The organism is Amycolatopsis sp. NPDC041971 (assembly GCF_055588925.1).
Window position 1 is genome coordinate 545,757 of record NZ_JBVJCE010000001.1, and the last position, 22,852, is coordinate 568,608.

At 67.4% G+C, this 22,852-nt stretch carries 22 protein-coding genes and 1 pseudogene; 11 read left to right on the plus strand and 12 right to left on the minus strand.

Going from position 1 to position 22,852, the window contains the following annotated elements; translation table 11 throughout:
- Positions 1 to 50 precede the first annotated feature (50 nt).
- From ACZ6DT_RS02800 to ACZ6DT_RS02810, 3 genes are read right to left on the minus strand one after another with little or no spacing between them, the layout of a single operon-like run.
- Complete coding sequence (locus ACZ6DT_RS02800; protein ID WP_465587635.1) at positions 51 to 434, minus strand: hypothetical protein; 384 nt, start codon at positions 432 to 434, stop codon at positions 51 to 53.
- A gap of 30 nt (positions 435 to 464) precedes the next feature.
- A complete protein-coding gene (locus ACZ6DT_RS02805; RefSeq protein ID WP_465587637.1) occupies positions 465 to 833 on the minus strand; it encodes a hypothetical protein in 369 nt (122 codons plus the stop codon).
- The gene (locus tag ACZ6DT_RS02810) at positions 820 to 1,434 is read right to left on the minus strand and encodes a hypothetical protein (protein ID WP_465587639.1); all 615 of its coding nucleotides are present in this window, start codon (positions 1,432 to 1,434) and stop codon (positions 820 to 822) included. Before ACZ6DT_RS02810 ends, ACZ6DT_RS02805 begins: the two co-directional genes overlap by 14 nt.
- Positions 1,435 to 1,776: 342 nt before the next feature.
- Here ACZ6DT_RS02810 and ACZ6DT_RS02815 point away from each other — a divergent pair, with 342 nt between their 5' ends.
- Positions 1,777 to 3,117 (plus strand): XRE family transcriptional regulator, encoded by a 1,341-nt coding sequence (locus ACZ6DT_RS02815; RefSeq protein WP_465587642.1) that lies wholly within the window; start codon positions 1,777 to 1,779, stop codon positions 3,115 to 3,117.
- Between the two features lie 3 nt (positions 3,118 to 3,120).
- Here the strand turns inward: ACZ6DT_RS02815 and ACZ6DT_RS02820 are convergent, their stop codons facing one another.
- The 3 genes from ACZ6DT_RS02820 to ACZ6DT_RS02830 all read right to left on the minus strand — a co-directional run bounded on the left by ACZ6DT_RS02820 (position 3,121) and on the right by ACZ6DT_RS02830 (position 5,384).
- Complete coding sequence (locus tag ACZ6DT_RS02820) at positions 3,121 to 3,579, minus strand: NUDIX hydrolase (protein ID WP_465587644.1); 459 nt, start codon at positions 3,577 to 3,579, stop codon at positions 3,121 to 3,123.
- A 110-nt stretch (positions 3,580 to 3,689) separates the two neighbouring features.
- The gene (locus ACZ6DT_RS02825; RefSeq protein WP_465587647.1) at positions 3,690 to 3,857 is read right to left on the minus strand and encodes a hypothetical protein; all 168 of its coding nucleotides are present in this window, start codon (positions 3,855 to 3,857) and stop codon (positions 3,690 to 3,692) included.
- Between the two features lie 24 nt (positions 3,858 to 3,881).
- Positions 3,882 to 5,384, minus strand: a complete 1,503-nt coding sequence (locus ACZ6DT_RS02830) for a recombinase family protein (protein ID WP_465587650.1) — start codon at positions 5,382 to 5,384, stop codon at positions 3,882 to 3,884.
- A 41-nt stretch (positions 5,385 to 5,425) separates the two neighbouring features.
- Here ACZ6DT_RS02830 and ACZ6DT_RS02835 point away from each other — a divergent pair.
- Positions 5,426 to 5,674 (plus strand): annotated as a pseudogene (locus ACZ6DT_RS02835) (HAD family hydrolase); the annotation flags it as partial.
- Between the two features lie 108 nt (positions 5,675 to 5,782).
- On the opposite strand, the gene ACZ6DT_RS02840 reads toward ACZ6DT_RS02835, so the two are convergent.
- Positions 5,783 to 6,865, minus strand: coding sequence for an inositol-3-phosphate synthase (locus tag ACZ6DT_RS02840; protein ID WP_465587653.1), 1,083 nt, complete (start codon positions 6,863 to 6,865; stop codon positions 5,783 to 5,785).
- A 63-nt stretch (positions 6,866 to 6,928) separates the two neighbouring features.
- Entirely contained in the window at positions 6,929 to 7,474 is a 546-nt protein-coding gene (locus ACZ6DT_RS02845) for a PadR family transcriptional regulator (protein ID WP_005168208.1), read from the minus strand.
- 248 nt (positions 7,475 to 7,722) lie between these two features.
- On the opposite strand from ACZ6DT_RS02845, the gene ACZ6DT_RS02850 reads away from it, so the two are divergent.
- The 3 genes from ACZ6DT_RS02850 to ACZ6DT_RS02860 all read left to right on the plus strand — a co-directional run bounded on the left by ACZ6DT_RS02850 (position 7,723) and on the right by ACZ6DT_RS02860 (position 13,721).
- Positions 7,723 to 8,136 carry a DUF5318 domain-containing protein gene (locus ACZ6DT_RS02850; protein WP_465587656.1) on the plus strand — a complete coding sequence of 138 codons (414 nt, stop codon included), beginning with the start codon at positions 7,723 to 7,725 and terminating at the stop codon, positions 8,134 to 8,136.
- Positions 8,137 to 8,650: 514 nt separating this feature from the next.
- Positions 8,651 to 11,020 carry a transglycosylase domain-containing protein gene (locus ACZ6DT_RS02855; protein WP_465588801.1) on the plus strand — a complete coding sequence of 790 codons (2,370 nt, stop codon included), beginning with the start codon at positions 8,651 to 8,653 and terminating at the stop codon, positions 11,018 to 11,020.
- Between the two features lie 160 nt (positions 11,021 to 11,180).
- Positions 11,181 to 13,721 carry a transglycosylase domain-containing protein gene (locus tag ACZ6DT_RS02860; protein WP_465587658.1) on the plus strand — a complete coding sequence of 847 codons (2,541 nt, stop codon included), beginning with the start codon at positions 11,181 to 11,183 and terminating at the stop codon, positions 13,719 to 13,721.
- Between the two features lie 70 nt (positions 13,722 to 13,791).
- On the opposite strand, the gene ACZ6DT_RS02865 is transcribed toward ACZ6DT_RS02860, so the two are convergent.
- The gene (locus tag ACZ6DT_RS02865; RefSeq protein WP_465587660.1) at positions 13,792 to 14,841 is read right to left on the minus strand and encodes a Gfo/Idh/MocA family oxidoreductase; all 1,050 of its coding nucleotides are present in this window, start codon (positions 14,839 to 14,841) and stop codon (positions 13,792 to 13,794) included.
- Positions 14,842 to 14,896: 55 nt separating this feature from the next.
- Between ACZ6DT_RS02865 and ACZ6DT_RS02870 the strand changes: the two genes are divergently transcribed.
- Both ACZ6DT_RS02870 and ACZ6DT_RS02875 read left to right on the plus strand, forming a co-directional pair.
- Complete coding sequence (locus ACZ6DT_RS02870; protein WP_465587663.1) at positions 14,897 to 15,976, plus strand: ROK family transcriptional regulator; 1,080 nt, start codon at positions 14,897 to 14,899, stop codon at positions 15,974 to 15,976.
- A gap of 106 nt (positions 15,977 to 16,082) precedes the next feature.
- Positions 16,083 to 17,630: a glycosyltransferase family 87 protein gene (locus ACZ6DT_RS02875; protein WP_465587666.1), complete on the plus strand. Its 1,548-nt coding sequence runs from the start codon at positions 16,083 to 16,085 to the stop codon at positions 17,628 to 17,630.
- On the opposite strand, the gene ACZ6DT_RS02880 is transcribed toward ACZ6DT_RS02875, so the two are convergent.
- The 3 genes from ACZ6DT_RS02880 to ACZ6DT_RS02890 form a co-directional block, all read right to left on the minus strand.
- Positions 17,587 to 17,922: a hypothetical protein gene (locus ACZ6DT_RS02880; RefSeq protein WP_465587669.1), complete on the minus strand. Its 336-nt coding sequence runs from the start codon at positions 17,920 to 17,922 to the stop codon at positions 17,587 to 17,589. The genes ACZ6DT_RS02875 and ACZ6DT_RS02880 overlap by 44 nt on opposite strands.
- A gap of 44 nt (positions 17,923 to 17,966) precedes the next feature.
- A complete protein-coding gene (locus ACZ6DT_RS02885; protein WP_465587672.1) occupies positions 17,967 to 18,476 on the minus strand; it encodes a hypothetical protein in 510 nt (169 codons plus the stop codon).
- A gap of 143 nt (positions 18,477 to 18,619) precedes the next feature.
- Positions 18,620 to 19,399, minus strand: a complete 780-nt coding sequence (locus ACZ6DT_RS02890) for a deoxyribonuclease IV (protein WP_465587675.1) — start codon at positions 19,397 to 19,399, stop codon at positions 18,620 to 18,622.
- Between the two features lie 174 nt (positions 19,400 to 19,573).
- Between ACZ6DT_RS02890 and ACZ6DT_RS02895 the strand changes: the two genes are divergently transcribed.
- The 4 genes from ACZ6DT_RS02895 to rpsF all read left to right on the plus strand — a co-directional run bounded on the left by ACZ6DT_RS02895 (position 19,574) and on the right by rpsF (position 22,846).
- Positions 19,574 to 20,419, plus strand: coding sequence for a hypothetical protein (locus ACZ6DT_RS02895; RefSeq protein ID WP_465587678.1), 846 nt, complete (start codon positions 19,574 to 19,576; stop codon positions 20,417 to 20,419).
- A 124-nt stretch (positions 20,420 to 20,543) separates the two neighbouring features.
- The gene (locus tag ACZ6DT_RS02900; RefSeq protein ID WP_465587681.1) at positions 20,544 to 21,431 is read left to right on the plus strand and encodes a hypothetical protein; all 888 of its coding nucleotides are present in this window, start codon (positions 20,544 to 20,546) and stop codon (positions 21,429 to 21,431) included.
- A gap of 101 nt (positions 21,432 to 21,532) precedes the next feature.
- A complete protein-coding gene (locus ACZ6DT_RS02905; RefSeq protein WP_465587683.1) occupies positions 21,533 to 22,423 on the plus strand; it encodes a hypothetical protein in 891 nt (296 codons plus the stop codon).
- Between the two features lie 102 nt (positions 22,424 to 22,525).
- Positions 22,526 to 22,846, plus strand: a complete 321-nt coding sequence (gene rpsF / locus ACZ6DT_RS02910; protein WP_177242327.1) for a 30S ribosomal protein S6 — start codon at positions 22,526 to 22,528, stop codon at positions 22,844 to 22,846.
- The last annotated feature ends 6 nt before the right edge of the window (positions 22,847 to 22,852 follow it).

Genomic DNA, 22,852 nt, shown 5'->3' on the forward strand with positions numbered 1-22,852 from the left:
CCGGCATTCTCGCGCGGGCGGTGCTCGCGCGACGTCGCACCGTGTGCCTGTCATGCGACGAGCTCAAGCTGTCCGCTCACGCTCTCGAATTCGTCGTCGCCAAACCACTTGATGGCAGCAAATTCGACAGTTTTTTCACTTTTCAGGTGGAAGTATTCGAGATACGGGCGCACCAGACTCGAACCACTTGGGAAGTCGTCGTTAACGTCCAAGCCAAGTCCGTATTGGTCAATGATGTCATCGGCGACTGGCACATAGACTATTTCCCCAACATCGACACGGCCAATATCGACATAACGTTCCCCCTTATCGACATCGACACCGAGTGCGTGCCGCCCCGTGCTCGATGAGAAAACATAGACGCGCAGAAAAAGAGCAACCAACACCATGAGCGTAAGACTGATAACCGCGCCAGCAATAGTCACAAAAGACATAAGAGCCCCACAGTCTGAATTCGAGTAGCACTACGAATGGACTTCGGTCCGGGCACCAGGCGGTAGCCAAAGCGTTCCCGGAGTCGGAATCACCAGCCTTGGGGCGACGGGATTAGCCGGGTGCGGAAGGCGGAAAATCAGTTCGTCGACAACCTCGACCACCGACCCATCCTTGTACCAGACGTAGTCTTTGCGCTCGAGCAAGTCGACGCCGTCCGCAAGCCGCCGCCTACACGCGGTCGCGTCATCCTCACCCCTGACGATAACCTCGTCCATATACGGTTCTTCCCAGCCCTGCGAGAACAACATCATTTCCGGCTGCCCCGGCGAACCGGCAAGGCTAAAGGCCCGAAAGTTGCGGGAGACCAACTCTTTAAGAGCATCTTCACTCGTCCACATGATTTTCTCCCTTAAGTGCAACTACGTACACGCCTGCCGACAGGTTGAGTGCCTGCCAAGCGATACGGTGCAACTTGACCGCCGGAATTCCGACGAGGATCGCACTAGCCGACAAGGTTGCCACCAGAACGACACGTGAATAGTCACCAAGAATGGCAACGATGGAAGCTATAAAGAAAAGGACGCCAAGCGTAAATAGCTTGCCGAAACTTGTCGCCCACCGGTAGGCAACCCGAAATGGCCGACTTTCGTCGGTAAGTTCGCGCCATACCATCACCCGGTCACGCTCAGGAATTGACGCCGCCGCGTGCGCGAAAACCTCACCAGTCGTTGCAACCTTCTGGCGAGCGGCCGCAGCGTTGGAGCGTGGCGGATGCGGAGGGCCGAGGGGCTTTCTCTCCGCACCCGCCACGAATTCGAGGGGATCGCCGGACATGCCTGCCGGCTTCCGGCCGTTACGCGACTTGGCCGACCGCTGCTCGTCGAGAAAGCGTGCACGGTGCCGGCGAACGTGACGTAGATACGGGACCAAGGCGGCAACCACAGCAGCGCCAGCCACGGCCCCGATCACGGCGCGCACGGCAACCTCGCCGGCGCTCACGCGGCGACCCCATCAAGCAGGGCCGCAACGTAGCGCGACGTGGCGTTGTTACCGTGAGCTACCTCGTACATGCACTGAGCGTCCGCCGTAGACGGTCCGCAGAAAACGACAACGACGCATGAGATCCGGCAGGTACAGCGCCTTAACGCCGGATTCCATACATCATCCGTATGGAATCCGCGACATAGCGTGGTCAGTCCCATACACTGCGCGGTGGACGATGAACGAGGGGTGACCACGGTGCGGAGAGCAGCGCGAACCTGTGAAGCGTGCAGCGCACGACTGGCTCGCGACCGCGTAAGCGACTACTGCGGCTCCTGTACTCGTCGGCTCATCTCCCACGTGGCGCAACCCCAGCCCGAACCGTTCTGGGAAGCGGACAGCATCCGCACCGCGCTCAAGGCGCGTCACTTCGGCTGGTTCTTCGCGGCCTACCGCCAAGAACACAAGCCCCGCGTCTCACAAGCCGCGCTCGGCCTGTGGCTCGGTCTCACGCAAGCGCAGGTGAGCCGCCTCGAGGCTCCCGACGCCAAACCTCCGAGCGATCTGCACAAGCTCGAGCGGTGGGCAAGGGCTCTACACGTGCCGCGCTCGCTGCTCTGGTTCAGCGTTTCCCATACGCCCGAAGAATCGGCCGAGCCGACAGTCGCGGTTAGCCTCGGTGACGTGCAACGGCGACAGTTCTTCAAGACCGCAAGCGTAGGTGTCACAGCGATTGGCGCGTCCCTGCTCGGCTCGGCTCCGGCGGCCGCGTCCGCATCGGCCAAGCCCAGAAGCACCGACGCCGAGATCGTCCGTCATATGACGGAGACGTTCCGCCAGCTCGACAACCGGTTCGGTGGCGGACACAGCCGCGGAACGACCACGATCACCAGCTACTTGACCTCAAGCGTGACGCCGATGCTGAACGACACCAGCAGGACGACAGCCGCTCGAAACGAACTGTTCGCCGCCGCCGCTGAGCTGCACCAGGTCGCGGGGTGGAGCGCTTACGACGTCGGTAACGCAGCGGACGGGCAACGGCACTTGCGCGACGCGTTGAAGCTGTCGCAGGACGCCGGCGACGATGCGCTCGAGGCCGAGATGCTCGCCGCCATGTCGCACCACGCGGCGTTCAACCGGTCCCGCGACGTCGCGGTCGACATGGCGCTCGCGTCTAGGCGAACGGCGAAGCGTTCCGGCCTGGTCGCGTTGCAAGCCGAGGCGGCCGTGTTGGAAGCTCACGGCCAGGCACTCAAGGGCAACACCGGGGCGTGCTTCGCGGCGCTCGGTGAGGCCGAACGGGCTTTCGAGCGGTTCGTGCCTAATTCCGGGCCGGCTTGGCTGAGCTACTTCGACAACGCCTACTTGTCGGCCAAGTTCGCGCATACCTTCCGCGACCTCGGCCACCTCGCGGAAGCTGAGCAGTTCGCCCGTCGGTCGCTCACCATGAGCGACGGGTACGACCGCGGCCGGTTGTTCAACACCGCACTTCTCTCGTCCATCCTGGCCGGCCAAGGCCGCGTTGAGGAAGCGTGTGCCGAGGCGGCGAAAGCAGTGCGGATGAGCGAGAACGTTCGGTCGATCAGAGGTGGCGCCTATCTCGCTGACGTCGGCCGGCGTCTTGCTCCGCACCAGACCGACCGCCGAGTCGTGGCCGTCTACGCACAGATGAAGGCCGTAGGCGTTCCTACGCCGGCGTAGTGCTCAACGGTAGAAGGCGAGGATGTGCAGTAGGGCGACCTGAGATGCCGCACCGACAATCTCGCCCTTCAAGATCCGGTCTCGGACTGTGTCGAGGGGAATCCAAGCGACCCGCTCGGCCTCGTTGATATCCGCGGGCTCACCGATGTACTCGGATCGTCGAGCCACGTACAGCCGGTTCTCGGCGTCCGCGCTGCCGACGATGGGTTGCAGCAATCCGAGCGGCTCGACGTCGAGCGGGCGCCAGCCGGTCTCTTCCTCGACCTCGCGCGCGGCGGTCAATGCGGGATCTTCGTCCGGGTTGACGTAGCCGCCGGGCAGCTCCCACACCCACCGGTCGATGATGAAACGGTGCCGCCACAGCATGAGCACCCGGTCTTGATCGTCGAGAACGGCCATCATCGCGGCCGGGCGAATGCGGAACACCCATTGCTCGAACTTCACGCCGTCGGGCAGTTCCACCGAGGCGATGCTCACGCAGTCTCGCCGTGTGTCGTCGACGAGGCGCTCGCCGTGGATCTTCCAGCGCGTCAGCTCATACCCGTTGGGTTCCGTAGCCACGTGGGTAGATGCTACGGCGGACCTTCGGCGCCGCAGTGTGAGCTAGCTGACCGAGTCGGGTTCAGGAGGACGGCGAGCCGGTCGCGTTGCTCGGAGCTAAGCGGAGGCGCCTCGGCGACAAGCCGGTCGATGTGCTCGTCGACCTCGGCGCGCTCCGCCGTCTGCGTGCTGCTCGTCATACATCGACGATCACACGCGAGGTGTCACGCCGCGGCGCGCTCTTTCCATTCGGTCCGCACCGTCTCGGGCGAGAAGTACAAGCCTTTCGCGTGACGACCAGGCGGGCTCTTGAGCACGGTCACCGAGACCATCGTGTCGAGGATGGCTCGGCGCCGACCGATGCTGAGCCCGTCGGACCGGTCCGGCTTGGTGCCGAACCAGACGTCGGCGACGTTCGGCGCGCCGGCAACACCGGCGAGCGGGTCGACCTGCGCCGCGGCGATGATGTCACGCTCGATTGCCTCAAGCCGATCACGCGATTTGCGCGTGCCGGTACGCAACTGCGCCCCGGTGATCGCGCCCTCGGCGAACATCGCCGAGAGCTCGTCGAGTCGCTGGCGCAGCACGTTCGCCTCGTTGTGCATTGCGACCGTATCGACCTCTTGTGCTCGATCGCTCGCGACAAGGAGGTCGCGTGCATCCGGCTGTGAGAGACGGGCGACGAGCAGCCTCTCGACGAAGTTGTCGAGCGACTCAGCGTGCCGGACGACGTGCCGGGTCCCGTTCTTCGGGTGTGGGCTGCCGCACTTATACCCGCGGTAGTCGGAGCGCGCACCACGCCCGATCTTCATTCCTGGCCACTCACACACGCCACAGATGTAGAGGCCAGTACCGAGCCACTTCACACGGTTGTTTCCGGCGTTCGTGAGCCGTCTGGGGTCCGTAAGCAGCGCACGGAGCGCGTACCAGGTGTCCACGGGCACGATGGGCGCCCAGACGGCTTTACCGACGATCTCACCGCGGTAGACCGAGAGACCGGCGTTCCGGGGTCGTAGAAGCATGTCCCGATAACCAGGGGTATCCCATTTGTTGCCTTGCGAGGTCAAGACGCCCCGCCTGTTCGCATCCATGACGAGGCCGCGAACGCTGCCGCCCGCGAGCACGGTCTCGGTCCCCGAGATGATCTCGGCCGCTTCTTCATAGCGGACGGTCTCGCCGTCCGGCTCGAAGCCGAACGGCCGCAACCCGCCGTTGTACTGGCCGTTCATGGCGTTCTGGTGCATCGCAGCACGGATGCGATCCGCCTTGTGTTCGCTCTCAAAGCGGGCAACGGCGCCAAGCTGACGCGCCACCATTCGCCCTGCGGGTGTCGACAGGTCGAGATGTCCCGCCTTGACTGTGTACGTCATGCACCCGACCGGCTCACACACCGCGATGTAGTGCTCAAGTTCGACGGGGGATCGGTGAAGCCGGTCAGTGTGCCAAGCCGTCACCGCTGTACCGCGCTGCTGCGCGACGTCATCAAGCATCTGGAGGTAGTCCGGACGCTTCTTGCCCGAGTAGGCCGAGATGTCGTTATCGGCGTAGACGCCGGCGAGTCTCAGCCCGAGACGCTCGAACAGGTCGCATTGGTCTTCAAGCTGGCGGACTACGCCCATACCCGCGCCGACTCGGTCCATGGAGATCCGCGCGTACATGAAACTCGGTTTGCCGTCGCGCTTCGCCAGGGCGAACAGGCGGTCGAGCAGCGAGTCGGGCAAGGTCATCTTTGGGGGAAGTCGGAGAGCCATGTGCCCAGGTATGTCATCAAAGTGGCACCGGGAAACCGGCGCCCGACGTGTACCTGAGGGCGGCCGAGCTACTGGGCGTCGAGCCGAAGAACTGCGCGGCCGTGGAGGACACGACGAACGGGCTTCGCGCGGCGCTGGCCGCGGGGATGACGGTGTACGCGGTGCCGAATCCGCACTTTCCGCCGGATCCGGCGGTGCTGGCGGAGACGACGGTGGTCGGGTCGATCACGGACCTGCCGGCGGCCCTTCAGGACGCGAAGGCCTGAAGGCGGGGTCGGTCGCCGGTCGCGTGACCCTGCCTTCCGATGCAAGGAACGGTCCGTTCCTTGCGAAATTTGCAAGTAACGGACCGTTCATGGCGCGCTACTGGAGGGTCACGCCTCGCCGGCGATGAACTTCTCCACCTCGTCGCGGGCGGTGGCGTCGTCGTACTGCTCCGGCGGCGACTTCATGAAGTACGAGGAAGCCGACAGGATGGGGCCGCCGATGCCGCGGTCCTTCGCGATCTTCGCGGCGCGCACGGCGTCGATGATGATGCCCGCCGAGTTCGGCGAGTCCCACACCTCGAGCTTGTACTCCAGGTTCAGCGGCACGTCGCCGAAGGCGCGGCCCTCGAGCCGGACGTAGGCCCACTTGCGGTCGTCGAGCCACTGCACGTAGTCGGACGGCCCGATGTGGACGTTGCCCTTGCCGAGTTCGCGGTCGACCTGCGACGTGACCGACTGGGTCTTCGAGATCTTCTTCGACTCGAGCCGCTCCAGCTCCTTCATGTTCAGGAAGTCCATGTTCCCGCCCACGTTGAGCTGCATCGTCCGGTCGAGCTGGACGCCGCGGTCTTCGAACAGCTTCGCCAGCACACGGTGGGTGATGGTGGCGCCGACCTGGGACTTGATGTCGTCGCCGACGATCGGGACACCGGCCGCGCGGAACTTCTCCGCCCACTCGGGGTCGGAGGCGATGAACACCGGCAGCGCGTTGACGAACGCCACACCGGCGTCGATGCACGCCTGTGCGTAGAACTTGTCGGCCTCTTCGGAACCCACCGGCAGGTACGAGACGAGCACGTCGACCTCGGCCTCGCGCAGTGCCGCGACGATGTCGACCGGGGTCTCGTCGGACTCCTCGATGGTCTCGCGATAGAAGCGGCCGAGTCCGTCGTAGGTGTGGCCGCGCTGCACGGTGACGCCCAGCGGCGGCACGTCGGCGATCTTGATGGTGTTGTTCTCGCTGGCGAAGATCGCCTCGGACAGGTCGCGGCTGACCTTCTTGGCGTCCACGTCGAACGCGGCGACGAACTCGATGTCGCGGACGTGGTACTCGCCGAACGCGACATGCATCAGACCGGGCACGCGCGTGCCGGCATCCGCGTCGCGGTAGTACTGAACGCCCTGGACCAGCGAGGCCGCGCAGTTGCCGACGCCCACGATGGCCACCCGAACGCGGCGGTTCTCGCCCATGCCGGTTTCTCCTTCATTAGTTCAACAGTTGTAGGTAGTGCGCAGCGAGCACTCCAGAGCGCCTCAGGTCTCCGGTCCACGCTGCTCGGCCTGTTCGTGCGCGATGAGCTCGTTGAGCCAGCGCACCTCCCGCTCACTGGACTCCAGCCCGAGCCGGTGCAGTTCACGGGTGTAGCGGTCGATCTTCTCCTCGGCACGCGCCATTGCCGTCCGAAGCCCTTCTCGGCGTTCCTCGACCCGACGACGACGGCCTTCCAGGATTCGCATCCTGACGTCGGCCGGTGTCCTCGAAAAGAACGCCAGGTGGACGCCGAAGCCCTCGTCGTCCCACGTCTGCGGCCCGGCGTCACCGAGCAGTTCGGCGAACCGTTCCTTGCCCTCGGCGGTGAGCTTGTACACGCGCTTGCCCCGGCGTGCCCATGCCCGGTCTTCCACCTCTTCGAGTTCCTCGACGAGGTAACCGGCGCGGAGCAGCCGACGCAAGGTCGGATACAGCGAGCCGTACGAGAACGTCCGGAACATCCCGAGCGTCTCATGCAAACGTTTGCGCAGCACGTAACCGTGCATGGGGGTCTCGTGCAACAGCCCCAAGATCGCGAGCTCGAGCACACCGCACCCCCTTCCGGGAACAAACCGCGACCGGTCGCGTTGGCCACCGAGACCGGCTCGGTCAACCTACCGGCCCACTATATCGCGCCGATACATCGAAGTGGCGTAGCTAACCCCGATCGGGTAGCCGGAAATCCGGCCGAAATTCATCGGAGAGTTATCTAATCTTCGGCGTGTCCGAGCGCGCACGGACCGTCCCGCCGACAACAGGGCGTGGACCACACAGCAAGAGCCCGTACTCTGTTGACGTGCGAAACCAGCGGCAGGTCGTGGACTACGCCTTACAGCGGCGCTCGCTGCTGAAGGGCGTCCACTCCGGACGGGTCGGCACATACGACGTCTGCGACGCGGGCCCGTACCTCCTGCGGGCCGCGAAATTCCACGGACGACCAGGTGAGCAGGACTGCCCGGTCTGTCATCGGGAGGAACTGACCCTGGTGTCCTGGGTGTACGGCGACGAGCTCAAGCACGCCGCCGGATCGGCCAAGACGCCCGAAGAACTGATGCGGATGGATGGGCTCTTCGCGGAGTTCACCGTCTACGAGGTCGAGGTCTGCGGGAGCTGTCACTGGAACCACCTGGTGCGCTCCTACGTCCTCGGAACAGGAGATCCGGGAACCACCCGGCCACGGACCCGGTCGCAGAGGACAGCGGGTCGGTGACAGGTATCGAAAACGCAGTTGAGCACAGAGCGGCGTTCCCCGAAGCGCCGGTCTGGGAGGCCCATTCGTGAACGACGACCGCAACCGCTCCTGGCCAGGCCAGGAGCCTGATGCACCTCGCCGTGCCCAATGGCCGGGCGAAGCCGACGAACCCGGCTGGCCGAGCGAAGAACCCCAGCGCCGTCCCCAGCGCCGGACACCTCCCAACGGCACTCCCCGCTCGACCCCGCCACGCTCAGCGAATCAGCCGAACCCGCCGAAACCGCGGTGGCCGGGTGGTGACGGCGGCGGGCCCGAGTGGCCGTCCGACAACGACGCGGGCGAACCGCGCCGTCCCGCGGCCCCGCGCCGCCCCAACGGCATGCCCCCGCGCAGGCAGGGACCCCCGCCGCCGGTGCCTGCCGGAGGCCCCGCCGGTGACCGGCATTCCCCTCAGGGCGCGGCCGGCCACCGCCCGCCGCCGCCTCCGCCCGGCAACCGCCGTCCCCCGGCTCCCGCCGATCAGCCGACCGCGCTGGTCCGGCCGGTCGAACCCGAGCAGTACGAGCGTGAGCCGGACCTCATCACGCATCACGCGCACAACGGCACCGAAGACCCGTATGACGATCGTCACGAAAGCGCCGCCCTCGGCGCCGAGGGCGATGACCCCTACGACGTGGACGACGGGGCGCCCGCCGAAGACGAAGAGGACGACAAGAAGGTCCTCACGCCGAAGCAGCGCAAGAAGCGACGCTGGCGGATCATCCGCCGCGTCCTCTACGCGATGTTCGGCCTGTTCGTCGTGGTGCCCGCGATCGCCTTCGTCATCACCTACTTCCTGGTGGACGTCCCGACGCAGGAAAGCGTCGCGAGCCTGCAGAGCCAGCCGATCACGTTGATGTACGCCGACGGCAGCCCGATGGGCAAGATCGCGCCCGCCAGCGGCGGCAGCCGGTACCTGCTGAAGCCCGGCGATATCCCGGATTCGGTCAAGAAGGCCGTGTACGCCGCCGAGGACTCGTCGTTCGAAACCAACTCCGGCTTCGACGTCGGCGGCATCCTGCGCGCGGTCTACAACAACGTCACCGGCGGCCAGGGCGGCGGTTCGACGATCTCCCAGCAGTACATCAAGAAGGCCACCGCCAACGAGGCGCCGACGCTCACCCGTAAATGGACCGAGCTGGCCAAATCCTTCAAGATGAACAACCAGATGTCCAAAGAGGAGATCATCACCGCCTACCTCAACACCATCTACTTCGGCCGCGGCGCGAACGGCATCGAAGCGGCCGCCCAGGCCTACTTCAAGAAGCCCGCGAAAGAGCTCACCTCCACCGAGGCCGCTCTGCTCGGTGGCCTGATCCAGGGCCCGAGCAAGTCCGAGAACGACGCGTACGCGCAGCGACGCTGGAACTTCGTGATGGACCAGATGGTGGCGAACAAGTGGCTCGACCCGGGTGAACGCGCCGCCGCGCAGTTCCCGAAGCCGATCCCGAAAGCGCAGGCGAAGGCCGACGACGCCGGGACGCTGAGCCTGCACATCCGCAACCGCGTGATCGACGAACTCGAAGCCCGCGGCTACGACCAGGACCGCCTGCATCAGGGTGGCTTCAAGGTCACCACGACGATCGACCCCAAGGCGCAGAAGATGGCCGAGGAGTCCGTCGCCGAGGGGATGAAGGGCCAGACGGACGAGAACATCCTGAACGCGCTGGTCGCGATAGACCCCAAGACCGGCGGCGTGGTCGCGTACTGGGGTGGCCCGGACTGGACGAAGAACGCGCAGGGCCAGGACGTCCAGGCCATCGACTGGGCGAACGTGCCGCACAACCCCGGATCGGCGTTCAAGGCCTTCGACCTGACCGCGTTCCTCAAGATGGGCAAGGGGCTCGGCGAGACCTTCGACGGCTCCAACAACCGCAAGTTCGACGGTCGCACGATCCGGAACGCGGGCGAGAGCTCCAACTGCGGCACCCAGTGCACGGTCGCCGAGGCGATGAAGGTCTCCGCGAACACCGTGTTCTACGACATGGTCCGCAATGAGACGAAGGTCGACCCGGTGGCGAAGGCCGCGAAGGAAGCCGGCGTGATGGTGGAGGCCGACGGTGGCAAGGCGAAGTTGAGCCCCGACATCAACATCGCGCTCGGCGGTGGTGGCACGGTCACCACCGCGGAGGACATGGCGGCCGGTTTCGCCACGTTCGCCGGTGAAGGTGTCCGGCAGAAGCAGCACTTCGTCGCGAAGCTGACCAACTCCGAGGACGAGGTCGAGTTCGACGAAACGGCTCCCAAGGGAGCACCCGCCTTCAGTGACGACGCCGACAAGAGCAAGCAGATCGCCGGCAACGTCACCGACGCGCTCGAAGAGGTCATCCCGTACTCGAGGCTCAAATGCCCGAAGGGTCACGAGTGCGCGGGCAAGACCGGGACGCAGCAGTACGACTTCAAGGAAACCGACCCGGCGAGTTACCGCGACCGCAACGCGCAGACCTGGATGGTGGGCTACACGCCGAGCATCTCGACCTCGGTGTGGGTCGGCGGCGACGGCAACAAGCCGCTGCACGACAAAAGCGGCAAGCCGATCTACGGCCGGACGATCGCCGGTCCGATCTGGGAAGACTTCATGTCCCGGTACATGACCGGCAAGCCGTCGGAGAAGTTCGAGAGCGTCAGACCGATCGGCAAGGACGCGCGCTACGTGCCGCGCACGACGGCCCAAAAGCCGCCGGAGACGTCGACGCCGCCCGAGACGCCCACGACCACCCCGACTCCGACGACGACGCCCACCACGCCGACGGAGACGACGGAAACCGGTGGCTGGCCGACGAAGCCGACCAAGCCCACCAAACCGACGAGGCCGGGGCCGGGGACTACGGATCCGCTGTTCCCGAACGCCGAAGACCCGTGATGACCGGGTGGAACGCATGAACGAAGGTGTGCCGGGCGGTCGCCCGGCACACCTTTTTTCTTCGCGCCGGTGAACCTGAACCGATCCCATACGTCTTGACTACAAGGAGACCTGCGACCGCAGGACCGCGCTCACCCACGGAAGGTTCGGAGGACGTCCAGTGAACGACGATCCCCACGGCGGATGGCCAGGTCAGGACCCTGACCCCGCACGTCGTCCGCAACGCCCGGCCGGACCGCCCCGCCGCCCCGCCGGACCGCCTCCGGGATACGGGCAGCAGCAGGGACCCGGTCGGCAGGGCCCAGGGCAGGCACCGTGGCAACGGCAGGGCGGGCCTCAGCAGCAGCCGCCCCCACCGCCGCCGCGGCGTTCGCAGCGGCCACCGGTCGCGCCGCAGCACGAGCCGGACCTCATCACCCATCACGAGCACAACGGCACCGTCGATCATGGCGGTCGTGGCTATGAAGAGCCGTACGAGGACGAGCAGTACGCCCCGGAGACCGACGAGAACGGGAAGCCGATCCTCACCCCGGCGCAGCGCAAGAAGCGCCGGTGGAGACGCATCCGGCGAGTGCTGCTCGCGCTGTTCGGCCTGTTCGTCGTCATCCCGGCGATCGCGTTCGTGATCACCTACTTCGCCGTCGACGTCCCGTCGCCGCAGGCCATCGCGGCCACGCAGGGCCAGGCGGTGACGTACTACTACGCCGACAACACCGAGATGGGCAAGGACGTCCCCAAGGGCGGCAACCGGCAGATCCTGACGCCGGAGCAGATCCCGGACATCGTCAAGAAGGCCGTCATCGCCACCGAGGACGCCTCCTTCGAGACGAACTCGGGCTTCGACGTCGGCGGCATCCTGCGCGCGGTCTACAACCAGGTGACCGCGGGCAAGGGCGGTGGTTCGACCATTTCCCAGCAGTACATCAAGGTCGCCAGCGGGGACGACGAATCGTCGCTCGCCCGTAAATGGGCCGAGCTCGCCAAATCCTTCAAAATGAACCAGACGTACGATAAGAAGGACATCATCTCGGCGTATCTGAACATCATCTACTTCGGTCGTGGCGCGTACGGGATCGAATCGGCCGCGCAGGCGTTCTTCGCCAAGCCCGCCGGTGAGCTGAACGCGTCCGAGGCGGCGCTGCTCGCGGGCCTCATCCAGCAGCCGGGCCGTTCGGAGAACGAGAAGGTCGCGAACGAACGCTGGAACGTGGCGCTGAACCGCATGGTGCAGAACGGTTTCCTCTCCGCCGCGGACCGCGCGAACCTGCAGTTCCCGACGCCGGTGCCGCAGGCCGACAAGGAGCAGGCCGGCGTGGTCAACCCGTTCATCCGCGACAAGGTCAAGGACGAGCTCGCCGCGAACGGCATCACCGCCGACGTCTACTACCGGCGCGGCTACAAGGTCTACACGACCATCGACCCGAAGGCGCAGGCCGCGGCCGAGCAGGCGGTGGCCGAAGGGATGAAGGGCCAGACCGACGAGAACCTGCTCAACGCGCTCGTCGCGATCGACCCCAAGACCGGCGGGGTGAAGGCGTACTACGGTGGCCCGTCCATCGTGAAGGGGCCCGACGGCAAAGACCAAAAGGGCCGCGACTGGGCGAATACGCCGCAGAACCCCGGATCGTCGATGAAGCCGTTCGACCTCACCGCGTACCTGCAGCTGGGCAAGGGCGGCATCAACTCGACGTTCGACGGCTCCAACAACCGGCAGTTCGGGAAACAGACGATCCGGAACGCCGGTCCCGGCAGCTCGTGTTCGGCGCAGTGCACGGTGTCCGAAGCAATGCAGCGCTCCGCGAACACGGTGTTCTACGACATGGTCGTGAACGTGACCAAGCCAGCGCCGGTGGCACAGGCCGCCAAGGACGCCGGGATCAAACCCGCCCCCGAGGGCGCCTCCGAACTGTTCGCCGACAACAACATCGCGCTCGGTGGTGGCAAGACGGCCGTCAGCCCGGAGGACATGGCCGCCGCGTACGCGACCTTCGCGGGCGATGGCCAGCGGCGGACCAGGCACTTCGTCGCCAAGGTGACCAACTCGCAGGACGAAGCCGCGTACTCCGCTCCGGAAGAGGCGAAGCCCGCCTTCTCCGGCGACGCCGACAAGAGCAAGCAGATCGCCGGTAACGTCACCGAATCGCTCAAGGGTGTCATCCCGTTCTCGAAGCTCAAGTGCCCCAACGGCCATGAGTGCGCGGGCAAGACGGGAACCCAGCAGCACACCTACCGGCCCGGCGAGCCCGCGTCGGCGAAGGACTCCAACTCGCAGACCTGGATGGTCGGCTACACGCCGTCGATCTCGGCCGCGGTGTGGGTCGGCGGCGACGGTGACAAGCCGCTGAAGGGCAAGAACGGCAAGGCGATCTTCGGTTCGACGATCGCCGGGCCGATCTGGCAGAAGTTCATCTCCCTGTACCTGAACGGGAAACCGGGAGAGCGCTTCGGCAAGGTCAAGATCATCGGCGGGGACGACAACAACACCGTCCCGTCGACGCAGACCCCGCCGGGCGAGGACGAGGGTTCGACCGAGACCGGCACGCCGTCGACCGGACCGTCGACCGCGCCTTCGTCTTCGCGGAACGAGGAAGAACAGCCGCCCAGCTCGCGGAACCCACCTCCGTCCAGTGAGAACAACGGCGGCGAAGAAGGCGGCAACAACGGTCCCGGCCGCGGGGGCGGCAGAGGCGACAACGAATAGCCGAAGTACATGAAGGCCCCCTTCCTTGCGCTAGACGCAACGAAGGGGGCCTTCATGTACTTGCGAGAGCCTAGAGGGTGACGACGCGCCGTTCGGCACCGGAAAGGTGAGCGGCTTCGATGACCCGGAGCGCCTCGACGGCGGAGGCGGGATCGACCGGGAAAGCACCCTTGCCGAGCAGCGCGTCACGCACCTGCGCGTAGAAGTCCTCGTAGCGGCCGACCTCGGTGGGCACGGTTTCGACGTCGTCGTTCACACCGAGCACGCCGGCGTCCGACGACGGTTCGACGCCCCAGCCGGGGTCGCCCGGGCGCAGCCCGTCCTTGATCTGCGGTTCCTGGACGTCGAGGCCGTACTTGGTGAAGGTCGCCTTGTCGCCGAGCACGCGGAATCGCGGGTTCCGGGTCCCCGCGAGCGCGGACGCCCACAGGTGCGAGCGCACGCCGTTGGTGTGCTGGACGGCGACGAAGACGTCGTCGTCGACCGACACCCCGGCACGGCGCTTGTCGACCTCCGCGTAGACCTCGGCGACCGGGCCGAACAGGTGCAGTGCCTGGTCGACGATATGCGCGCCGAGGTCGTAAAGCAGCCCACCCGCCTCGGCGGGATCGCCGAGCTCGCGCCAGTTTTCCCGCGGCTTCGGCACCCAGCGGTCGTAGCGCGACTCGAAGCGGAAGACGTCGCCGAGGCGGCCCGCGTCGAGGACCTTCCGGATGGTGAGGAAGTCCGAGTCGAACCGCCGGTTCTGGAACACCGTGAGGCCGACGCCCTTGGCCTTCGCCGCTTCGACGACCTTCGCAGCCTCGGCCGCTGTCGGCGCGAAGGGCTTGTCGACGACGACGGGCAGTCCTGCCTCGATCGCCCAAAGCGCGAGCGGGACGTGCGTGCGGTTCGGCGTGCTGACGACGACCAGGTCCAGCTCGCCGGCCTTCGCGAACAACGCGTCCGCGTCCGGCAGCACGTCGGCGTCCGGATGATCGGCGCCTGCCTGCGCCACCCTGTCCGGGTTCGAGGTGACGATGGCGGCCGGGGTCAGCCCCGGTGTCGCGTTGACCAACGGGGCGTGGAAGACGCGCCCGCCGGTGCCGTATCCGAAGATCCCCACTCGCAAGTCAGCCATGAGGCCATTAAACAACACTGTTGCGTAATCGGCCAGTCATGGCAGGATGCGCGCTATGCCGGAGACCGGGGTCAATCTGCGCGGCCTGCGCCAGCACAACCGGGCGCTGCTGCTCACGCACATTCTGCGCGCGGGTGGCCTCAGCCGGGTCGAACTCGCCGAACGCACCCGGCTCACGCAGCAGGCCGTCTCGAAGATCGTCCCCGAACTGCTCGAAGCCGGCCTGCTGGAGGAAGAACGCCAGCCCGCGTCCGGGGTCGGCAAACCGCGCACACTGCTGCGCGTCCGAGCGGACGCCCGGTACGCGCTCGGCGCCCAGCTCGACCGGGACTCGTTCCGAGTGCTCAGGACCGACCTGACCGGGAAGATCGTCGCGTCGCGCGGCGGGCCACTGTCACCCGGATTCACCCCCGACCAGGCAGTTTCCGCCCTGGGCGAAGCGACCGAAGCGCTGCTCGACGGTGTCGAGCGTGAACGCGTCCTCGGCCTCGGCGTCGGCTCCGTCGGCCCGCTCGACCACCGCGAAGGAGTGGTCCGCGACGCCACGAACATGCCGGGCTGGCACCACGTCCCCCTGCGCGACCTGCTCGCGAAGCGCACCGGATTGCCCGTGCGGCTCGACAAGAACACCAACGCCGCCGCCTTCGCCCAGCAGTGGACCGGCGGCGACCAGACCGCGACCGCCGTCGTGCTCGTCGGCACCGGGATCGGCGTCGGCCTGCTGATCGACGGCAGGCTGTACCGCGGGCCGCGGACCAACGCGGGCGAGTTCGGGCACACCACGCTCGCCTTCGACGGACCACCCTGCGCGTGCGGCCGCCGCGGCTGCGTCGAAGTGCTGCACAACGCGGCGGCGACCACGGAGGAAGCGGCGGAACTGCTGGGGATCGGGCTCGCCGACCTCGTCCAGGTGCTCGACCTCGAACGGATCGTGCTGACCGGACGTTCGATCCGCGCGGAACCCGAGTTGTACCGCGACACGGTCGCCGCGCGACTGCGGGAACTCCTGCCGTTGCCGCACTGGCAACGAATCCAGGTCGATCTCGACGAGATGGGCGACGACGTCGTCGCGTTCGGCGCGGCCGCCGAGGTGCTGGGCGGGTTCTACGACAGCGGCGACGGCGTTTTCGCGTGATCAGACGGACGACACACGAGTCACCTGCCTCGGCACAGGCAGGCCCGAAGCCGCCGAGCGGCGACATCACCGGGCGGTCACCCGGACAGGCGCTAACATCCGCCAGGTGTCCGACCAGACGACCCAGCCCGAGGCTCCGCTCTCCCTCACCCCCGGCGAGCGGGTCATCCCGAGCTGGAACGAACCGCTCGTGGCCGCGGCCACCCGGCCGATCGGCGGCCCGCTCGGCGAGCACGCGGCCGTGGGACGGCACTGGTTCTGGTCGCCGCAGCGGGTCGGGCTGCTGCTGGCCTGTCTCGCGCTGCTGCTCTCGTGGTTCGGCAAGGCGTCCTGCATCCAGCAGTACACCGATGATTCCGGGACCCATCAGCTCGACTGGCGGGCAGGCCGCCCGTTCGTCGCGATGTGTTACTCGGACATCATCCCGCTCTACAGTTCCGAGCGGCTGAACGATCCGGACACCTTCCCGTACGTGACTTCGTGGACCGAAGACGCGGGGACGGCGAAGGAGACCACGCGGTACATGGAGTACCCGGTCGCGACCGGGCTGTTCCAGTGGATCAACGCGAAGCTCACCGAGGCCTGGCTTTCGGTCGCGGAATCGGGCTGGCTACCCGGCGCGCTCCCGGTGGCCGTCTACTTCGACATCTCGGCGCTCTGGCTCGCGCTGGCGTGGCTCGTCACGGTGTGGGCGACCGGCCGATCGCTGAAACGCCGTCCGTGGGACGCCGCACTGGTCGCGATCTCGCCGCTGGTGCTGGTACACGTCTTCACCAACTTCGACGCCATCGCGACCGCCTTCACCGCGACCGCGCTGCTCGCCTGGGCCCGGCGACGGCCCGAGGTCGCGGGCTTCCTGCTCGGCCTCGGCGCGGCGGCGAAGCTGTACCCGCTTTTCCTGCTCATCCCGCTGTTCTTCCTGTGCCTGCGCGCGGGCAAGGTCAGACAGTGGGCGCTGGCCGCCGGGCTCGCCGTCGCGACGTTCGTGGTGGTCAACGTCCCGTTCGCGCTCGCCGCGCCGACCGGCTGGTGGGAGTTCTTCCGCCTCAACACGATGCGCCCGATGGACCCGGACTCGCTCTACAACGTGATCTCCCACCTCTCCGGCTGGGCCGGTTTCGACGGGAAACTCACCGCGGGCCAGACACCGGTCGTGCTCAACGCCGTCGTCGCGGTGCTGTTCGCCGCCGCCTGCGCCGGCATCGGGTACGTCGCGCTGAAGGCGCCGCGCCGTCCGCGGCTCGGCCAGCTCGCGTTCCTCGTGGTGGCCGCGTTCCTGCTGACCAACAAGGTGTGGAGCCCGCAGTACTCGCTGTGGCTGGTGCCGCTGGCGGTGCTCGCGATCCCGCGCTGGCGGCTGCTGCTCGGCTGGATGATCCTCGACGCGCTCGTCTGGGCGCCGCGGATGATGTACTACCTCGGCGTCGACAACAAAGGACTGCCCGAAGACTGGTTCCTCGGCGCCGTCGTCGTCCGCGACCTCGCGGTGGTCGGCCTCTGCGCGCTGGTGATCCGGGAGATCTACCAGCCGCGCAGAGACCCGGTCCGCGCCGCCGGGGACGACGATCCGATCGGCGGTTTCCTCGACGGCGCTCCCGATACGCGCACTGTCAAACGCGCTTCAACACGTCAGGCCCAGGACGTTCCAGCCTGACGTACGCGCCGAAGTCCTCGGCCCCGAAGTCGTCGATTCGCACGACGACGGCCTCGGGCGACGTTTCGACCAGGCGGCAGGCGAACCAGTCCTCGCCGCGTTTGACCGACCAGCGCTCGGCGAGCACGGCCGGCCCCTGGGCCTCCAGCAACGCGACGGAGTCGTCGAAAGCGGCGGGCCCGCCGAGCGGGTAGCCGAAAACGGTCAGTGCCTGCCAACGGGTTTCCGGCGCGGGGACGACGTAGCCGACGTGCTCGCCGTCCTCCGCCCGGTACCCGGTCCGATTCTTCATGCGACCCAGGTTCGACCCTCCCGTGGCGTGAGGGTCAAGCCGATTCAGCGCACGAGGTAGCCGCCCGTGCTCGTTTCGAAGAACGGCACCGGCCCGGTGCAGGGCAGGACGTCCTGTTCGAACGAGCCGTACGCCCAGCTCCAGCCGATCCGGTCGTGGCCGCGCGGCACGTCCCGTACCGAGAAGCCGACGCGGCGGCCGACCAGGTTCACCGGGAACCCGGGGATGTCGGCGCGTTCGATCACGCCGGTCAAGACGGCGAGGTCGCCGTCACGTGAGACGCAGTCGACCTTGCCGTCGAAATCGGCGACGAGCTTCCCGTCCTTGGCCAGGTGATTGACGCGGAACCGGCCCGACGATTTCCCCGGTTCCCCGAAAGCGGCGAAATCGAATCGGACCGGCTCACCCTCGTAACCGGGGAACGTCAGCGGTCCGCCCGCCGATCCGACGACGGTCGCTCCCGGCCCCGGCGCCGCGTTCGCCTGCGTCGCCCCCAGCGTTCCCGCGGCGACGGCGAGCACGGCGACCGCGGCGATCTTCGACTTGATGTTCATGGCTTCCCCTTCGGCACCGGGTGTTTCCCGGTCGAGGTCGAGCCTTTCGCGATCGGCGGGCCCGGCCCTCCCGCCGGGGAGGGAACGACCTCCCGCCTGAGTACCACCGCACGCATCCAGAGGACTGAATGCGGTAGTGGGGGTCAGGCGGAGGCGACGCGCTCCCGTACGTAGGCGATGTCCGCGGCCTGACCGTCGGCCGGGGTCTCGACGATCACGGGCGCGCCCGCCTCGGCCGCGACGGCGGCCAGCACCTCGGGATCGATCGTGCCGTCGCCACCGACGACGTTCGCGTGCCGGTCCCGGGTGGAACCGAACTCGTCACGCGAGTTGTTGAGGTGCACCAGGTCGATCCGGCCGGTGATGGCCTTGACCTTCTTGACCGCCTCAGTCAAGTCCCAGCCCGCCGCGTACGCGTGACAGGTGTCGAAACAGAAACCCGCGCCGAATTCGCCGACCTTGTCCCACAGCCGGGCGATCGTGTCGAGGTCGCGGGTCATCGCGTTGTCGCCGCCCGCGGTGTTCTCGATCAGGATCGGCACGGCGAAGCCGCCCTTTTCCTGTTCACGCTCGAAAAGCTTGCGCCAGTTGACAAGGCCTTCTTCGACGTCTTCGCCCGAACCGACGTGGCCGCCGTGCACGACGAGCCCTTTCGCGCCGATTTCGGCGGCGCCGTTCGCGTGCTGGGTGACGTTCTTCCGCGACGGGATGCGGATGCGATTGTTCATCGACGCCACATTGATCAGATAAGGCGAGTGGATGAACACCTCGACCGGCGATTCCTTGATCGCTTCGCCGTGCGGGTGGGGTTTGGGAGCCTTCCAGCCCTGCGGATCGGAAAGGAAGAACTGGAGGACTTCGGCTTCGCGCTCGGCGACCGCGGTCAGCGGTTCGTCGTCGCGGACATGAGCACCGATTTTCATGTTGGAGGAATCTACGCGGAGCGAAGCTCCTCCGTTGAGGGCGGTGGTGGGGAGGAAGGCGGAATTACCCCCGGGTGATTCCTCCCGGCGCACCCCGGTCGGTCACGCTCGTGGGGTAGCGTGAGCGCGTTCCGTTAAATCGCGTTGGGTCTTGAGGGGCGGAGGACGAACTCGATGGGGAAGACTGCCGGGCGGATCACGGCTTGGGGATTCGCGCTTTCGGTCACGGCCGGACTCGCGTTCCCGATGACCGCGACGGCCACCGAGGAACCGCATCCGACCCTGTCCGGCGAATGCGATGCGACGCTGCAGAACGGAAAGTCCGGCAACGGCCTCGTTCTCGACGCGGCGGCACCGCTCGGTTCGCCCGAGACACTGACGGTCGGCCTGGCCTCGAAGGCCAAGACAGCCGAGGGCCGGAAGCCGCTGCTTTCACTGCCCGTCGGTGACTTGGTCAAGACGACCGGCCTGACCGACAACGCGGTCGGCGACCTCGTCGCGCAGGGTGTCTGCAAGCCCGCGCAGGGCGCGGTGAACGCCGTCGGCAACCTGACGCAAGGTGTCGCCGACGAGCTGCCGATCCCGGAAATCCCCGAACCGCCCAAGCCCGAACCGCCGAACCCGGAACCACCCAAGCCGGAACCCCAACCCCCGACGCCGGAACCCCCGAAGCCGGGGCCGGGACCGGGGCCGGGGCCGGGTCAGCCCGGCGGCCCGGACAGCGAACTCCCGATCCAGACCGGTCCGGGTTCCTCCACCGGCATCGGTGGCGACTCGATCGCCGGCGTGCTCAGCAACGCGGCGCTGCTCCCCGGCAGCTTCGTCCAGGCGCCGGTGATCACCGAGATCGTCCCCGGCGAGGTGCCGCCGCCCACCGTCGACGAGAAGGACACCGGCAGCGCGCAGGCCGTGCAGGCGCCTGCCGCCCCGGCCAAGCTGCCGCTGCTGCTCGCGGTGCTGGCGCTGGCCGTCGTCGCCGCGGCCCTGGTCCGTGCTTGGCTGCGGGGTAAGCCCGCCTGATTCTCACCCTCGGTGACGCCCGCTTCCACTCGAATGCCTGACTCCTTCGAGTGAGCGGGCGTTACTCGTCTCCCTTAGTGTCGTTGTGCCGGTAGGTGACCCCGATGAGGGAGGAGTCGAAGGCATGCGCGAACGGACACGGAGGGCGACCGCCCTGGGTGCGTCGGCCTTCATTCTCGCGGGCTCGGCCGCCCTCGCCATGCCCGGCACGGCCGCCGCCGCCGAGACCAAGACCGCGCCCTGCGGCGGATCGGTGACCGCGAAGCCCGGTGACACGATTCTCGGCAAGACGCCGCTGCTCGGCATTCCCCTCAACCTCGGCCAGGCGGGCCCGGTCTCCGGGGTGCTCACAGGCACGATCAACGCGCTGCTCGGCACGGTCTGCAAGGTGACGGTGACCGTGGTGAACGCCGTCGTCGCGCCGGTCCCGGTCGTCGGCGAACCCGCCGCGGAAGCGCTGAACGGCGCCGTCACCGGCACCCACGACGCACTGACCGGCGGCGGCAAGCCCGCCCCCGGAACCCAGCCCCAGCCAGGGAAACCCGCCCCCGGAACACCCGGCAGCGGCGGCCCGCAGACGGGCGGACCCGGTGCTCCGGCGCCGGGCGGCACTCCGACCGGCGGCATCCCGGCGGTGAACAGCCCGTTGCTGCCCGGCACCTTCACCCCGAACTTCGGCGGCCTGCCGTGGGGCGTCAACACGGGCTACGCCCCGATGCGCGATTACAGCTCCATCCCGATGGCGACGGCCGGTCTCTTCAGCCCGTCGCCCGGCCTCCGGTACGGCGGCCAGATCCCGGGTTACGCGCCGCAGTTCGGCGTCACGACCGAAAACGAGAACGGGAATCCGGACGTCCAGGCCGCGGGACAGGCCGAAGCATTACCGAACGTGAGCGACGGATTCACTCAGGACGGGAAACTGCCGCTGCTGATCGCCGTTCTGGCACTCTCCGGAGTCAGCGCCGGCCTCGTCCGCACCTGGGTCCTACGCCGAATGGCCGCTTCAAGTTAGTCCTACCGCCTAGTATCTTTCTGGTCACTCCCTCGTTATCCCCGTTGCAGTGAATCCCCCTGCACTGCCACACGCCCCCACTGACCCGGAGGATCGCGCTCGTGCGGAAGAACACCATCTGGCAGACCACCCGCAAGGCGCTCACCGTCACCGCACTCGCGACCATGGTCACCGGTGGCGCGCTCCTGACGGCGGGCACCGCCTCGGCGGCGGCCACTACGCTGGCGAACGCGTGCAGCGGCACCGTCAACGGCGGCATCGGCGACACCGTCGCGATCACCGGCACCTCGGTCAAGGAACTGGTGCGCGCCGGGGCGAGGGAAGCGGGCACGCTGGCCCTCTACGACGTCGCCGCGAACGACATCGCCAAGGTCAACACCATCAGCGTCGGCACGGTCCCGAACGCCGCGGGCGGCGCGGTCGAGGGCAAGACGATCGGCGCGGCCGTGCGGCAGGCGGTCAAGAACACCAAGTCCTGGGGCCTCGGGCTCAACCCGGAGAAGACCCTCGACTCCATCGCGCACAAGGTCACCGGCAGCTGCGGTCTGACCACGGTCGCGACGAACTACGTCGCCCCCACCCTGCCGGCGCCGGGCACCATCGCCCCGCAGCAGGGCGGCAACGGCGGCGGCACCAACGGCGCCCCGGCGGGCACGAACCTGCTGCCCAGCGGCGGCAACGGCAACGGCACCGGCTACGCCCCGCCGCGCGACTACGGCGGCCTGCCGGTCGCGCAGCCGGGTGTCGCGGTGGCGCCGGGCGTGCGTTACCCGGCCAACAGCCCGCTTCCCGGCGAGGGTGCCCCGCAGTACGGCACCGACGGCCAGGCCGGACAGGGTCCCGACGTCCGCAACGCGGGCAACGCCGAGGCGCTCGCGACCGACGGCCTGCCCGGTGGCGACGTCCAGCTGCCGATGCTGCTCGCGGTGCTCGTGCTCGCCGGCGTGACCGCTGCGCTGGTCCGCACCTGGGTCCTGCGCCGCGTCTCCTGACGCCCCTTCGGGACCGGTACAACGCCGCCAGGTACGCTTACCTGGACAAACCCTCCTGCCACGGACAGTCCGTGGCCGCGAGCCCATAGGAGGTGAGTGGTTGTGTCACGCCATTACGAGGTAATGGTCATCCTGGACCCCACGCTCGACGAGCGTACGGTGGCCCCGACCCTGGACACCTTCCTCAACGTGATCCGTACTTCGGGCGGAAGCGTGGAGAAGGTCGACGTCTGGGGACGCCGCCGGCTGTCCTACGAGATCAAGAAGCACGCCGAGGGCATCTACGCGCTCCTCGACCTGAACTCGACGTCGGAAGCGGTCAAGGAGCTGGACCGTCAGCTCTCGCTGCAGGAGACCGTGCTCCGCACCAAGGTCATGCGCCGCGAGATCAAGCCGGCCAAGCCCGTCGCCGCCAAGGCCTGAGCCGAA

Excerpts from the sequence above, each read along its gene's own strand:
- ACZ6DT_RS02800 (WP_465587635.1), bottom strand. The coding sequence starts at position 434 with ATGTCTTTTGTGACTATTGCTGGCGCGGTTATCAGTCTTACGCTCATG.
- ACZ6DT_RS02805 (WP_465587637.1), bottom strand. The coding sequence starts at position 833 with ATGTGGACGAGTGAAGATGCTCTTAAAGAGTTGGTCTCCCGCAACTTT.
- ACZ6DT_RS02825 (WP_465587647.1), bottom strand. The coding sequence starts at position 3,857 with ATGACGAGCAGCACGCAGACGGCGGAGCGCGCCGAGGTCGACGAGCAC.
- ACZ6DT_RS02830 (WP_465587650.1), bottom strand. The coding sequence starts at position 5,384 with ATGACCTTGCCCGACTCGCTGCTCGACCGCCTGTTCGCCCTGGCGAAG.
- ACZ6DT_RS02840 (WP_465587653.1), bottom strand. The coding sequence starts at position 6,865 with ATGGGCGAGAACCGCCGCGTTCGGGTGGCCATCGTGGGCGTCGGCAAC.
- ACZ6DT_RS02865 (WP_465587660.1), bottom strand. The coding sequence starts at position 14,841 with ATGGCTGACTTGCGAGTGGGGATCTTCGGATACGGCACCGGCGGGCGC.
- ACZ6DT_RS02870 (WP_465587663.1), top strand. The coding sequence starts at position 14,897 with ATGCCGGAGACCGGGGTCAATCTGCGCGGCCTGCGCCAGCACAACCGG.
- ACZ6DT_RS02880 (WP_465587669.1), bottom strand. The coding sequence starts at position 17,922 with ATGAAGAATCGGACCGGGTACCGGGCGGAGGACGGCGAGCACGTCGGC.
- ACZ6DT_RS02885 (WP_465587672.1), bottom strand. The coding sequence starts at position 18,476 with ATGAACATCAAGTCGAAGATCGCCGCGGTCGCCGTGCTCGCCGTCGCC.
- ACZ6DT_RS02890 (WP_465587675.1), bottom strand. The coding sequence starts at position 19,399 with ATGAAAATCGGTGCTCATGTCCGCGACGACGAACCGCTGACCGCGGTC.
- ACZ6DT_RS02895 (WP_465587678.1), top strand. The coding sequence starts at position 19,574 with ATGGGGAAGACTGCCGGGCGGATCACGGCTTGGGGATTCGCGCTTTCG.
- ACZ6DT_RS02900 (WP_465587681.1), top strand. The coding sequence starts at position 20,544 with ATGCGCGAACGGACACGGAGGGCGACCGCCCTGGGTGCGTCGGCCTTC.